We start from the raw sequence: 13,375 nt of genomic DNA on the forward strand, positions 1-13,375 counted from the left end.
ACAGATAAGTCTATCATCTTTTATCTATTATCTCTCGTCTGATTAATATCTATAGAGTATTTAAAAAAAATCTTACTTTTGAAGTCTATAAACAAAAATGACAACCATGAAAAAAATTGTATTACTACTACTTTTTATTTTTAACCTTACTTTTTCGCAAAAAAAAATAACCGAAAAATCGGAAATGTTCTATTATAGTCTAGACCTATATAGTGAGCATTATGCAGATAAAGAATTTAAATTATCCGCAGCTGTTCGCATCGAAAACTTTTTACCCAATTCTAAATTAGATATGGGATTCATAGAAAAAGATGAAGATCAAAAATATATAAACTATACGAGTTTATACTATGATAATGTTAGAAATACCGATTGGAAAACTTATGAAGTTAAAGGGACTATTAATCCTAAATCTAAAAACTTTTCAGTAAGTATTATTTGTAGAAACAAAGGCGATTTTTATTTTGATGATTTTAAACTTCAAATAAAAAACGATAGAGGCAAATGGGAAACTATAAAACTTGAAAACCCTGGTTTTGAAGAAGGAATTAATTTAAAACAATGGAACAACTTTGTGAACAATGGGAATCAAATTGAACCCGAAAACTTCACCTATACGCATACTACAGAAAAACCATTTAAAGGAAAATCTTGTTTGCATATTAAAGGAACTGATATTTTAGGAAGTTCATCTCATGGTAAATTTTTAGAAGCCAATGGTGTTCAATTGTATTATGAAACTTATGGAGAAGGAGAACCGCTATTGCTATTGCATGGAAACGGTCAGTCTATCAATGCTTTTAGCAAACAAGTAGAAGAATATGCAAAACATTATAAAGTGATTCTAGTAGATTGTCGTGGTAGGGGAAACTCTGGCTATCAAGACGATGTGGAACTTACTTTTGATGTAGAAATTGAAGATTTGAAACAATTTTTAGAGAAAATAAACATAGAGAAAACACATATTGTGGGTTGGAGTGATGGTGGCATTTTAGGTATATTAATGGCTATTAAACATCCAGAAAAAGTAGATAAAATGGTTTCTATGGCTGGGAATATATTTCCAGCTGGTATGATTGATAAAGAAGAATTAATGGATTACATTAAACAACTTGAAAAATTAAATGACAAGCATCAATACGACAAAAATATAGATTTCATATATTTAGATTATAAATATCCAAATCTTGACTATAAAGATTTAAATGTAATAACGAGTAAATGTCTAATTATGGCTGGAGATCGTGACGAAATAAAAACAGAACATACAGTGAAAATTTTTGAAAACATTCCCAATGCACAGTTGGCAATTGTTCCAAACGCTACGCATTATCTACCAAGTAAAAATCCAGAATTATTTAATCAAATTGTATTGCGTTTTTTGAAAGAGTAAATAAAAAATAAATGGCATTAAAGTTGTAACACAACATACAACTATTTAAAAATCGAACTCGTCTATTTAAGTAAAATCAAAAACTATGATTCAAAAATTACACGCCCACAGCAACCAATTGCACTATAAGACGATAATTAAAACCTGTAGTAAAGGAGTAATTGTATTTTTTTTATCGCTGTTTTTAGTACAATGCACCTCTGTAAAAAAGCACAATGCTAAAATAGACAAGGAAATAAGCGTGAAACAACTGCATAAAGATGTCGATTTTACCTATAGAAAGTTACAAAAATTACAACCACAACTCTATCAATATATAAGCAAAACAGCACTAGATGCTAAATTTGATAGTTTGAAAACTACCATTACAAAGCCATTAACGAGTTACGCTTTTTTCACAAAACTAAGCCCTGTAGTAGCCAGTATTGGTCAAGGGCACACGTTTACGTATCCTAACATGAAGCGTTTCACAAAAAAGGAATCCAAACTACTCAAAAAACAAGACGGTCCATTTAGTCAATTCGAATTTGAAATTTTCGACAACAAACTTTATGTGGTCAATAATGAATCTGATTTGAAAGTCATTAAAGTGGGCGATGAACTAACACAAATTAACAACGAACCTGTGCAACCGCTTATTGAAGAATTCAAAAATTGGATCACTTCCGATGGGTATAACACAACATTTAAAGATAAGTTTATCGGACAACGTTTAGGTACATTCTATACTTTTAAAAACCAATATCAAGACAGTATTGCTTTCGAGTTTAATCATGAAAACTCCTATTGGGTGAAAAGGAAAGCCAAAGACAGCGCAACGCATACAATAAAAACTACAAAAGAGAAACTTACTACAATTCAGAAAGACAGTATTTCAAAAGTAAATAAACATTTAAGTAAATTAGGCTATAATAAGCTTACTAAAAAATACCATCGCGATTTGTCGTTTACAGCAAAAGACAGTTGCACAGCAATTATGAAAATTAAGAGTTTCACCGTTGGTAATTATCATGGTTTCTACAAAGAATCTTTTGAAACACTAAAGCAAACAGGAACACAAAACTTAATTATCGATTTGCGCTATAATTTTGGAGGTCGTTTAAACGAAATTGAAGAACTATATAGCTATTTAGCTGCCGATTCTACATATACTTTTTCTAGACCATCGCAAGTAGCAGGAAAAACTAGTATGTTCCAAATGGATTATTTTAAAGGTTCTAAACCCTTACTTTTCACAGTAAAAGCTTTAGTTTCTCCAATTGTGTATGGCTATCTATTTTTTAGAACCAATAAAAAAGACGATGGGAATTATTACATTACTTCATCAAAAGAGAAAAAAGCAAAAGAAAATAAATTTACAGGCAATGTATATGTATTAATTAATGGAGGAAGTTTTTCAGCTTCAAGTATTTTATCTACAAAATTGAAAGCCAATAAAAGAGCTGTTTTTGTAGGAGAAGAAACGGGAGGCGATTATAATGGTACTGTGGCTGGGTTTATGCCTAAAATTACGTTACCCAACTCTAAAGTAAAAGTACGTTTAGGTTTAATGTATGTAAATGCAGTTGAAAAAACAGAAGTAATTGGTCATGGAATCTATCCCGATGTTGCCATTTCACCAACTATTGATGATAGAGTAAAAGATAATGACCCAGAAATGAATTATATTTTAGAGACTATTAAAACCAAAACAACAGCAGAAATAACCGAATAGAAAATATAGAATTGTTTTTGTTTTATTGAGAGTTACCTCAAGGTTCGGGATTTATGCTTTATTCTTTTGTAGGAATTATAATAATAGGTTTATTTTTCTAAATCTACAAGATGAAGATACAATCCTAGTACTATTCATTTTGATTATTTTTTTTTCTGAGTTGATGTAATATTTACTTCTAAAAAACTCAGGTATTTGATAACCTGTCCCTTCTCTATCAAGCATCAACTCCTTTTTTAAGAATTGATCTAATAATTGAATAAATATATCAAATTGATTTGAGCATAAAAGTTTAGTGATTTGTTCACTAGAACATTCATTAAAAAGCAAATATTCACTATAATTTTCTAAAATATATCTATCAAACAAATCCATTATTTGAATAAATGAATCATTATCTTTTGCACTAAAGCGATAACCTTCTAAAAAGTAAAGAAAATCATCATACCTACAAATATTCATCATTTTACTATACCTAATTATAAAATTGATAAATACAATTTCTTTTTTTGGTTTTATCATAATTTAAAAGCTACCTTTTATCTATATACTCTAACAATAATCGCTTTAAAATATCCAAAGAATCAATATCATTTGAACACTGATGCCTAATTATACTATGCCATTCAAAATGAGAATAAGAACTGTAGTAATTATCTATAATATATTCTCTAAAATCCTTAAAAAAGCTAGTAAAATTCAAGTCAATTTCCATATTAAAAAAACCAACTCCTGTAAAATAATAATATGCTTGCTCAATATTTTTAATTTTCACGTAAAAGTGATTATTTATAATCTTAAGTACTAATTCTTTAACTTCCATTCTCTAAAAATTTAATTCTGAATTAATTTAATAACAGAAAAACCTCCTCTTAATCAAATAATGAAGAAATGCTTCACTCTACTCATACATAAAAAACAAATCTACTATTATAATTTAAAATTTACTTTTTAATAAAGTATAATTTCTTTCTCTATTATAAAACAAAAAAGGTCATCCTGAGAAAACTATTATTATTTATTGCTATGCAGGTATAGAAAATATTTCCGTTTATCGTATTTTTACATCGATCGCTAATACAAAATGCTCTTTCAATAAAAGTAAAGCTTTTCATTTCCAAATACATCCTTTTTAAATCGGTAAAATAGCCTATATTTGCTACATGTTACACGATTTTTTTCAAGCTTTCAAAACCGATATTTCAAGTATTTCATTACCTGAAAAATTCACTTTTCCTTTTTACTACGAACCCCACGAACTGAGTATTCTGGCTACAAAAGATTTACAACATTATTTGGAAACCCAAACAAATTTCATACACAATTTCGGACTACAAGAAGCCCAAGAAGGTTTGGTAATCGGAAAAATGTTTGGTGTTTTAGTTTGTCAGAACCAAGAAGGACAATTAGGCTATTTATGGGCCTATTCTGGAAAACTAGCAGAAAGTAATGAACATCTTTATTTTGTGCCACCCATTTTTGATATGCTTCCAAAAGATGGATTCTACAAAATTGAAGAAGAAGTGGTTAATGGAATTAATCGCGAAATTGAAGCACTCGAAAATGCTACCGATTATATTCTTGCGAAAGAAAATGGAAAAACGACACAAGAGAAAGCAGCTGAAGATATTCTGAAACAAAAAGAACGTATTAAAACTTTGAAAGCAGCTCGAGATCAAAGAAGAAAAGAGCTTTCGAATAATCTAACAACAGAAGAGCTAAATAAGTTAGAGTTAGAACTTTCGGAAGAAAGTAAGAAAGAAAGTATTTTGCTTAAAAAAATGACAAAATACTGGAACTATAAAATAGAAGCTGCTAAAAAAGAAATAGCTGTTTTCACCAGTCAAATCAAAGTACTTAAAGAGATCCGAAAACAAAAATCGGGAGAATTACAACAACAACTTTTTGATAGTTATGCATTCTTAAATCAGGCTAAAAAAATTAAAAGTGTTGGTCAAATTTTTGATAATAATCCACCAGCAGGAGCAGGAGAATGTGCCGCTCCAAAACTATTACACTATGCTTTTGAAAATGATTTAAAACCTATTGCAATGGCAGAGTTTTGGTGGGGACAATCACCAAAATCGGAAGTACGAAAACATAAAAATTTCTATCCTGCTTGCCGAAGTAAATGCGAACCTATTTTAGCACACATGCTAGATGGCATTGTGTTAGAGGACAATCCTTTTTTAGAAAATCCTGCCGCTGGGAAAGACATTTCTGTCGTTTTTGAAGACGATTATTTGGCTGTTATTAATAAACCGCCAGAATTCTTATCGGTTCCAGGAAAAAATGTAATCGATTCTGTTGCTAAAAGGGTAAAAGTTTTATATCCAACTGCTACTGGTCCTTTAATTGTTCATCGTTTGGATATGTCAACTTCTGGTTTGCTATTAATTGCAAAATCGGAAGCCATTTATAAAGAATTACAATCACAGTTCATAAAACGTACTATTAAAAAACGCTATGTTGCAATTTTAGATGGTATTGTTTCTAATGATGAAGGAGTTATCGATTTGCCTTTGCGGGTAGATTTAGACAACCGACCAAATCAATTGGTGTGCTATGAACATGGTAAACAAGCTCGAACTGAATATAAAGTAATCGAAAGAAAAGATGGAAAAACACGCATTCACTTCTTCCCTATTTCAGGTAGAACACATCAGTTGCGTGTGCATGCTTCCCATTCGTTAGGACTAAATTGTCCTATTGTGGGTGATGATTTGTATGGTACAAAATCGGATAGATTGCACCTTCATGCTGAAGAAATTACTTTTTTTCACCCTATTGTAAAAGAAAATATAACTATTTTTGAAGCTGCTGAGTTTTAATCCTGAAAAAATGAGAAAATTATTTTTTGTATTGTTTTTTATGTCCTTAAATGTGTATTCACAATTTAAAATTGATTATGCAGAAATTAAATTAAAATATAGAAATCATGATAAGAATGAAAATTATTTTGAGGTATCAAAAATAATTAACCAAGGAGAATATGCCGATTTTACTTTTCTAAAAAAAGATAGTTCACTTGTAACAATACATTTAAAAAAATTAGAGGGATATACAGAAGAAGATTTCAAAAATATTACAAATGATTTTATCGTTGATTACAATTCTACAATGTTCAAAGCTTGGGAAAATTGGAATTTATACTATGATGAAAAAAACAAAGTTCTTCTAATTAAAATTTTTAACAATCATTCAAAAGAAAAAATTGAGAGTATTAGTATTACAAATGATTCTGAGTATATTAACAATATGCTTCCATTATTCACAACTAGTCATTAATCAAATTATATAAAAATGAAAAAACTACTAATCATAGGGTTACTTGCTATTGGAATCCAAAACCTAACTGCACAAAATTTTACCCGTAGAGATTCCCTACATGGTGGATTGCGTTTTGAACGCAACTGTTTTGATGTGCAACGATATGATCTAAATATCAAGATTAATCCAGAAGAAAGGAATATTGTCGGTTATAACGAAATTACGTTTAAAGTAGTTGAACCTACGACAAAAATTCAATTGGATTTGTTTGATAATATGCAAGTTGATTCTATTGTTTGGAACAATCAAAAACTAACCTATAAAAGAGAATATGATGCTGTTTTTGTTAGTTTTCCAAAGGAATTAGCAAAAGACACCAATGATAAAGTCCGTTTTTACTATTCGGGAAAACCGAAAGTTGCTAAAAATGCTCCTTGGGACGGTGGCTTTGTATTTAAAAAAGATAACAACGACAAACATTTTATCGCTGTCGCAGTGCAAGGAACAGGTGCTAGTTTATGGTATCCAGTAAAAGATTCACAAACAGATGAACCTGACAATGGTGCTTCTATTAAAGTAGCGGTTCCAAATGGTTTAATGAATGTATCGAACGGTCGTTTTAAAGGTTCTGAAGCTATTGAAAATGGTTATACGCGTTGGGATTGGGAAGTAATTAACCCTATAAACAACTATACTATTACCGTAAATATTGCCGATTATGTTCATATTCAGGATAAATTAGACAATCTCGATTTAGATTATTATGTTTTAAGAGAAAATGAAGCGAAAGCCAAAAAACATTTTAAAGCTGATGTAAAACCAATGATGGATTGTTTTCAAACAAAATTTGGTCGCTATCCTTTTTGGGAAGATGGTTATAAATTGGTGGAAACTCCCTATTTAGGAATGGAACATCAAAGTGCTGTTGCCTATGGAAATAAATACAGAAAAGGATATTTAGGCAGAGATTTATCGGGCACAGGAGAAGGAATGAGTTTCGATTTTATTATTATCCATGAAACAGGTCATGAATGGTTTGGAAATAGCGTAACGAGTAAAGACATTGCCGATATGTGGATTCATGAAGCTTTTACAACCTATAGCGAAACTGTTTTCATTGAATGTGCCAAAGGATATGATGCTGCGATGAACTATATTAATGGTCAATCTAATAATGTACAAAATGACCGACCAGTTATTGGTCAATACGGTGTGAACAATGAAGGAAGTAGCGATATGTATTACAAAGGAGCTTTACTTTTAAACACGCTTCGTCATGTAGTTGATAATGACACGAAATGGTGGAACATTGTGTTGAAATATTCTGAAACTTACCGTAAAAAAATTATTGATACTAAAACTGTAGTTGACTTTTTTAATAAAGAAACAGGACGTAATTTAACACCTATATTCGATCAGTATTTGAATTATACTACAATTCCAAAATTAGAAATTAAAGCCTATAAAAAACGCTTTCAATACCGTTGGGTTACTGATGTAGCTAATTTCGAAATGCCTGTTGATCTTTTAATTGGTGATCGAAAAATACGATTAAATGCTAGCAACGAATGGCAAAAAGCAGGAGAAGTGATTACTAATTTTAATGATATAAAAGTACTAACAAATCACTTTTTCATTAAAGTGAATGAGTAATACCATTTATCATTTGAATTTACTGGAATAAAACACCCTTTTTTCCTTGATATGAAATAAAAACGTAGCGATGCTATGCTTTTCTATTTCATATCAAGAAAAAAACCATCATTTTCTTTTACAGTAAATTCAAATCACAACTAGTATAAAACAAAAGGAGCTTTAATTAGCTCCTTTTGTTTTTTCTAACGTTTCCAAACGGTTAATTTTTCCTGTTTCAGTTACGACAAATTTTGACAAAAACGCAATAGCTTTTGGTTTTTCAAACTTATCCAAAACATCAAATAATGAACTTGGAATTTCTTTTTCTTCGGATTCTATAATTAATATTAATTTTTGCCCTAATTTTTCATCTTCAATTCCTGCAACAAAAAAACGATTCGTTATTTTTTCTTGTAGTTTTGCTTCAATCTGTTCTGGAAATAGCTTCACTCCTCCACTATTAATCACATTATCAAGTCGCCCCAACCATTTGAATTCTGATTCTGAAATGATTTCAACACTATCATTGGTTACAATCTCTTCTTCAAGAATTTTTGTCGCATTAATAACTAAACAACCACGATCGTCTTTTTTTACAAACACATTTGGCAATGTTTTAAAATTATCTTCTCCAATTTTACGAACTCCAATATGTGTTATTGTTTCTGTCATTCCATAAGTTTCATAAGCAGCTACAGTTGTGTGCTGTAACTTTATTGCTAACGCATTAGAAACAGGTGCTCCACCTATAATTATTTTTTTAATTTGATCTAATTTATCAAATGAATTTTCTACTTGCAAAGGCACCATTGCTACAAAATCATACTCTTTTTCTATTAATGGTTTTCCATCTACCACAACTGTATCTAACTCTAAACCTAGAATTAAAGCACGTACTATCATCATTTTTCCAGCAATGTATTTTGCGGATAAACATAGTAGAGCTGAATTTCCTGGTCGTAAATTGAAAAAATCTCCTGTTGCTAAAGCCGATTGAATCATGGCTTGTTTTTTTAGCTTAATTACTTTAGGATTTCCTGTTGTTCCCGAAGTTTGCACTTCTATATATAAATCTTCATCCAACCATTCCAATAGAAATTCTCCAATGTGAATCTCTTCTTCATTTCCTTCTTTAATGAATTCATAAGCAATTGTTCGCATATCATCATAACTATAATAATAGCCATTTAATTTAAAACGATTGTGAACTTTTTTGTGGGTTAATTCTTGTATTATCATTTTAGCTTATTTACTTATTATCTAAATTTCCAGTTAATTTTTCTTTCCAATTTTTCCATTTATAAACTTTAGAAAACAAAAACAGTAACAGTGGAAAAATGATTAAAACAGGGAAAATAATTTCAAAACCAGCTGAAGGCTCTGAAATATCTTTAAAAACAGAATGTGTTTGAAATGCTGTCCAATCGGCTGTAACTAAAAGTGCTCCTACCAAATTATTGGCTGCATGAAAACCAAGAGCTAATTCTAAACCCTCGTCCATTATTGTCAGTATTCCTAAAAATAATCCTGTTCCTATGTAATAAACCATAATAATGTAACCCACTTTTCCAACTTCTGGATTCGCAATATGCATTAAACCAAATAAAATAGACGTCACTAATAATGGAATTAATCTACTTTTAGTAACCAATGCCATTCCTTGCATCATATTACCTCTAAAAAGATATTCTTCAAAACTTGTTTGCATGGGTACTAAAATTATAGCTAGAATTAAGAACACCATGAATTTTTCTGGTTTAAAATTCCAAACAAAACTTTCTGGATTAGTATAATAGGCTAATAGTGTCATTATTGTTGTAATTGATCCCCAAATAAAGAAAGAAAAAAAAATACGTTTCCAATCTACCTTAGATCGAGATGTGGTTAAGCTTCTTATCGTCTGACCTTGAATAAATTTTACCCAAAACAAAACACCTAGTAAACCTATAGAAAGCGGAGCAATAAGCATAATAAATGCACCATTCACTCCAAATGTTTTTATAATTTGTTGAATTAGTTCATTCGTATCTACACCTTCACTAGCAACATAATTCATTACCATTAAAGCTATAAATGCTACAGGAAATACAAAATATAAAATAGGATTAGCGGTGAATTTTTTAACTTGTTCTAAATACATTGACTTTGTTTTTATGATAGGTTATAAAATTAAGTATTTTGTTACAAAGAATAATATCATTTTCTTTGTATCTCAAAAAAAATTAAATTTATGATAACAATATACCACAATCCAAGATGTTCGAAATCCAGAGATGGTTTATGTGAGATTGAAACTTTAAACAAGCCTTTCACATTAAGAAAATATATGGATGAGCTTTTCACAAAAGAAGAATTAGAAGATGTGATTCAAAAATTGGGAATTGAACCTATAGAGCTTGTTCGAGTAAAAGAAAAAATCTGGATTGAAGAATACAAAGGTAAAACACTAACAAATGATGCAATAATTGATGCAATGCTAAAACATCCTAAACTTATTGAACGTCCTATAATTGTGAATGATAATAAAGCTGTTATAGCAAGGCCTTTAGATATGATTAACAAAATTCTATGATTTTTTTAACAAACAATTGGCATTCGTAGATTAAACCTAAGCATAAATTTGCGGTCTTAGAAAAATATACACAAATTTATCATGCTAAAAAACTACAACCTAATTCTTTTCTTTTTGCTTTCTGCATTAGCCTTTGGCCAACAGAAACCAGATGCTAAAAGAATAAAAATTACTGGAAAAATTTTCGAAAAAGGAACAACGCTTCCTTTAGAATATGCAACAGTTGTTTTTCAAGATGCCAAGAATCCTGAAAAACTTAATGGAACAGTAACCGATTTAAATGGAGAATTTAATTTCGAAGTACAATCTGGAACCTATAATGTTCGTTTTGAATTTATTTCATTTAAAACGGTAGAATTTAAAAATAAAACCTATAATACAAATACCGATTTTGGTACAATATATCTTGAAGCAGATATTGCTCAACTTCAAGGTGTAGAACTAATTGCAGAGCGCTCTACAGTTGAAATTAAACTTGATAAGAGAGTGTACAATGTTGGAAAAGACATGATGGTAAAAGGAGGAACAGTTAGTGACGTTTTAGATAACGTTCCTTCTGTTACTGTAGATCCAGAAGGTAATGTTGCGCTTAGAGGTAATGAAAATGTTAGAATATTAATTGATGGGAAACCATCTGGTTTAGCTGGAATAAATATTGCTGATGCTTTAAAATTATTACCTGCCGATGCTGTTGAAAAAGTAGAAGTAGTTACAAATCCTTCTGCTCGTTATGATGCTGAAGGTAGTGGAGGAATTATTAATATTATCCTTAGAAAAGGAAAAGCACAAGGATTGAATGGTTCTTTTGTAGCTTCTGCTGGTGATCCAGAAAGCTATAGTGGTAGTGCAAGTTTAAACTATAGAAGTGATAATTTTAATTTGTTTTCGAATACGGGTTATAATTACAGAACTTCTTTAGGGAATTCTTTAACTAATTCGACCTATTTTGACAATACTGGTGCTGTTAATAACTACATCGATGAAAGAAGAAATAACGAACGTTTAAACAAAGGGTATAATACAAACTTTGGTGTTGAATTATTTATTGATAAAACAACAAGCTGGACAAACTCATTAACGGTCCAGAATAGTAGAGGTGAAAACCCAGATAACGTTTTCTTCTATAATTATGATAATGCTAGAAATGCAACTTTTACAAGAAATCGTTTTAACGATCAAAGAAGTAAAGATTTCACTTTTGAATATGCTACAAATTTTACTAAAAATTTCAAAAAAGAAGATCATAAGTTAACTATTGACATGTCTTTTTCTGAAAATAGAGAAAATGATAATGCAATTATCAACGATCAAATTCTAGGCGATCCGAGTACTGCTTTCACAGAGAGAACTCTTAATCCGCAAAATCAAAATCGTAACCTTTTTCAAACTGATTATGTTTTGCCATTAGGTGAAAATTCTCGTTTTGAAGCTGGTTATAGAGGTAGTTTTCAAAAGAATTTAACCGATTTTGATATTAGCGCTTTAGATGCAGGTGGAAACTGGGTAAGAAATGATGTTTATTCTAATTTATTGGAATATAAAGAAAACATTAATGCATTCTATATGCAGTTTGGCTCTAAAATTAATAAGTTTTCTTATTTCTTAGGACTACGTTTTGAAGATAGTAATATTGAAGTAAATTCAATTTCTGCAAATGATTACAATACTAAGAACTATAATAACTTCTTCCCTACTGCTACTGTAAATTATGAATTTTCAGAAACAAGTAGCATGAGTTTAAGTTACAGTAAAAGAATTAACAGACCTAGAGGACGTTTCTTGAATCCTTTTTCAACTTATTCAAGTAGAATTAACATATTTAGAGGAAATCCAGACTTAAATCCTGCTTACACAAATTCAATTGATTTAGGCTATTTAAAAAGATGGAACAAAGTTACTTTCAATACATCTGCCTATGTTAATATTACAGACGACTCTTTTCAATTTATTAGAAGAGAATCTGGTTTAATTGCAGATGGTGTTCCTGTTATTGAATCAACTCCTATTAATCTAGCTACAGAACTTAGAGCTGGTTTTGAATTTAATATTAATTATTCTCCATTTAAATGGTGGAAATTAAACTCTAATTTTAATCTTTTCAGAAATGAAACAAAAGGAGATTACCGCTATATAAATTCTGTAAACACAGAAGTAGTACAAAACTTTGATAATACTGCAACAAGCTGGTTTACTCGAATATCTTCTAAAGTAACTTTACCTTATAAAATTGATTGGCAAGTAAACGCTACATATCATGCTCCTGAAAATAATGCACAAGGAAGAAGGTATGACATGACAAGTGTTAATCTTGCATTTAGCAAAGATGTTTTAAAAGACAAAGGTACTATAGCACTTAATGTGAGTGATTTATTTAACACTAGAAAAAGACGTTGGGAAACCAACTTAGAGAACATTACTAGTTATTCTGAGTTCCAATGGAGACAAAGACAAATTAATCTTTCTTTTACTTACAGATTTAACAAAAAGAAAAATGAGAGAGAAAACAACCGTAGAGATGACGGTGGTGGAGACGATTTCGTTGGATAATATATAAAAAAAGGACTGCAATAGCAGTCCTTTTTTATTTTGAAACATAGAATATTATTCTTGTTCTGCTTGCTTTTTTGCCTTTTTCTCTTTGATTAATTCAACAATAGCACCACCTAACCAATAAGGTACGAATGAAGCTAAGAAAATCATTAACCAAAAACCTATAGTTAAAATAGTTAAGAAAAGTAAAAAGCCTAAATACTGATCAAATTCAAACATATTTTCCGGAATTTTAGTGAAT

12 protein-coding genes are annotated in these 13,375 nt (G+C 30.1%); 7 read left to right on the plus strand and 5 right to left on the minus strand.

Annotated elements, in window-relative coordinates; translation table 11 throughout:
* Positions 1 to 106 precede the first annotated feature (106 nt).
* Together L2Z92_RS19950 and L2Z92_RS19955 are read left to right on the plus strand one after the other, a co-directional pair.
* Positions 107 to 1,393, plus strand: a complete 1,287-nt coding sequence (locus tag L2Z92_RS19950) for an alpha/beta fold hydrolase (RefSeq protein WP_236456494.1) — start codon at positions 107 to 109, stop codon at positions 1,391 to 1,393.
* Between the two features lie 85 nt (positions 1,394 to 1,478).
* Entirely contained in the window at positions 1,479 to 3,107 is a 1,629-nt protein-coding gene (locus L2Z92_RS19955) for a S41 family peptidase (RefSeq protein WP_236456495.1), read from the plus strand.
* A 75-nt stretch (positions 3,108 to 3,182) separates the two neighbouring features.
* Here the strand turns inward: L2Z92_RS19955 and L2Z92_RS19960 are convergent, their stop codons facing one another.
* Positions 3,183 to 3,629 carry a hypothetical protein gene (locus tag L2Z92_RS19960; protein WP_236456496.1) on the minus strand — a complete coding sequence of 149 codons (447 nt, stop codon included), beginning with the start codon at positions 3,627 to 3,629 and terminating at the stop codon, positions 3,183 to 3,185.
* Between the two features lie 10 nt (positions 3,630 to 3,639).
* The gene (locus L2Z92_RS19965; protein ID WP_236456497.1) at positions 3,640 to 3,930 is read right to left on the minus strand and encodes a hypothetical protein; all 291 of its coding nucleotides are present in this window, start codon (positions 3,928 to 3,930) and stop codon (positions 3,640 to 3,642) included.
* Positions 3,931 to 4,270: 340 nt separating this feature from the next.
* Between L2Z92_RS19965 and L2Z92_RS19970 the strand changes: the two genes are divergently transcribed.
* The 3 genes from L2Z92_RS19970 to L2Z92_RS19980 are packed head-to-tail and all read left to right on the plus strand — an operon-like array spanning position 4,271 to position 8,030.
* A complete protein-coding gene (locus tag L2Z92_RS19970; protein ID WP_236456498.1) occupies positions 4,271 to 5,938 on the plus strand; it encodes an RluA family pseudouridine synthase in 1,668 nt (555 codons plus the stop codon).
* 10 nt (positions 5,939 to 5,948) lie between these two features.
* Complete coding sequence (locus tag L2Z92_RS19975; RefSeq protein ID WP_236456499.1) at positions 5,949 to 6,395, plus strand: hypothetical protein; 447 nt, start codon at positions 5,949 to 5,951, stop codon at positions 6,393 to 6,395.
* 15 nt (positions 6,396 to 6,410) lie between these two features.
* Positions 6,411 to 8,030, plus strand: a complete 1,620-nt coding sequence (locus L2Z92_RS19980; protein WP_236456500.1) for a M1 family metallopeptidase — start codon at positions 6,411 to 6,413, stop codon at positions 8,028 to 8,030.
* A gap of 162 nt (positions 8,031 to 8,192) precedes the next feature.
* Here L2Z92_RS19980 and L2Z92_RS19985 read toward each other — a convergent pair whose 3' ends face one another.
* Entirely contained in the window at positions 8,193 to 9,251 is a 1,059-nt protein-coding gene (locus tag L2Z92_RS19985) for an AMP-binding protein (protein ID WP_319800386.1), read from the minus strand.
* 10 nt (positions 9,252 to 9,261) lie between these two features.
* Positions 9,262 to 10,152 carry a CPBP family intramembrane glutamic endopeptidase gene (locus L2Z92_RS19990; protein ID WP_236456501.1) on the minus strand — a complete coding sequence of 297 codons (891 nt, stop codon included), beginning with the start codon at positions 10,150 to 10,152 and terminating at the stop codon, positions 9,262 to 9,264.
* A gap of 90 nt (positions 10,153 to 10,242) precedes the next feature.
* Between L2Z92_RS19990 and arsC the strand changes: the two genes are divergently transcribed.
* Together arsC and L2Z92_RS20000 are read left to right on the plus strand one after the other, a co-directional pair.
* Positions 10,243 to 10,584, plus strand: a complete 342-nt coding sequence (gene arsC, locus L2Z92_RS19995) for an arsenate reductase (glutaredoxin) (RefSeq protein WP_236456502.1) — start codon at positions 10,243 to 10,245, stop codon at positions 10,582 to 10,584.
* 81 nt (positions 10,585 to 10,665) lie between these two features.
* On the plus strand, positions 10,666 to 13,131 hold the full coding sequence (locus L2Z92_RS20000; RefSeq protein ID WP_236456504.1) for an outer membrane beta-barrel family protein: 2,466 nt from the start codon (positions 10,666 to 10,668) through the stop codon (positions 13,129 to 13,131).
* A gap of 54 nt (positions 13,132 to 13,185) precedes the next feature.
* Here the strand turns inward: L2Z92_RS20000 and L2Z92_RS20005 are convergent, their stop codons facing one another.
* Positions 13,186 to 13,353 (minus strand): hypothetical protein, encoded by a 168-nt coding sequence (locus tag L2Z92_RS20005; protein WP_236456506.1) that lies wholly within the window; start codon positions 13,351 to 13,353, stop codon positions 13,186 to 13,188.
* Positions 13,354 to 13,375 lie beyond the last annotated feature (22 nt).

It is taken from the genome of Flavobacterium jumunjinense (genome assembly GCF_021650975.2).
Taxonomy (GTDB): domain Bacteria; phylum Bacteroidota; class Bacteroidia; order Flavobacteriales; family Flavobacteriaceae; genus Flavobacterium; species Flavobacterium jumunjinense.

Excerpts from the sequence above, each read along its gene's own strand:
- L2Z92_RS19950 (WP_236456494.1), top strand. The coding sequence starts at position 107 with ATGAAAAAAATTGTATTACTACTACTTTTTATTTTTAACCTTACTTTT.
- L2Z92_RS19955 (WP_236456495.1), top strand. The coding sequence starts at position 1,479 with ATGATTCAAAAATTACACGCCCACAGCAACCAATTGCACTATAAGACG.
- L2Z92_RS19960 (WP_236456496.1), bottom strand. The coding sequence starts at position 3,629 with ATGATAAAACCAAAAAAAGAAATTGTATTTATCAATTTTATAATTAGG.
- L2Z92_RS19965 (WP_236456497.1), bottom strand. The coding sequence starts at position 3,930 with ATGGAAGTTAAAGAATTAGTACTTAAGATTATAAATAATCACTTTTAC.
- L2Z92_RS19970 (WP_236456498.1), top strand. The coding sequence starts at position 4,271 with ATGTTACACGATTTTTTTCAAGCTTTCAAAACCGATATTTCAAGTATT.
- L2Z92_RS19975 (WP_236456499.1), top strand. The coding sequence starts at position 5,949 with ATGAGAAAATTATTTTTTGTATTGTTTTTTATGTCCTTAAATGTGTAT.
- L2Z92_RS19980 (WP_236456500.1), top strand. The coding sequence starts at position 6,411 with ATGAAAAAACTACTAATCATAGGGTTACTTGCTATTGGAATCCAAAAC.
- L2Z92_RS19985 (WP_319800386.1), bottom strand. The coding sequence starts at position 9,251 with ATGATAATACAAGAATTAACCCACAAAAAAGTTCACAATCGTTTTAAA.
- L2Z92_RS19990 (WP_236456501.1), bottom strand. The coding sequence starts at position 10,152 with ATGTATTTAGAACAAGTTAAAAAATTCACCGCTAATCCTATTTTATAT.
- arsC (WP_236456502.1), top strand. The coding sequence starts at position 10,243 with ATGATAACAATATACCACAATCCAAGATGTTCGAAATCCAGAGATGGT.
- L2Z92_RS20000 (WP_236456504.1), top strand. The coding sequence starts at position 10,666 with ATGCTAAAAAACTACAACCTAATTCTTTTCTTTTTGCTTTCTGCATTA.
- L2Z92_RS20005 (WP_236456506.1), bottom strand. The coding sequence starts at position 13,353 with ATGTTTGAATTTGATCAGTATTTAGGCTTTTTACTTTTCTTAACTATT.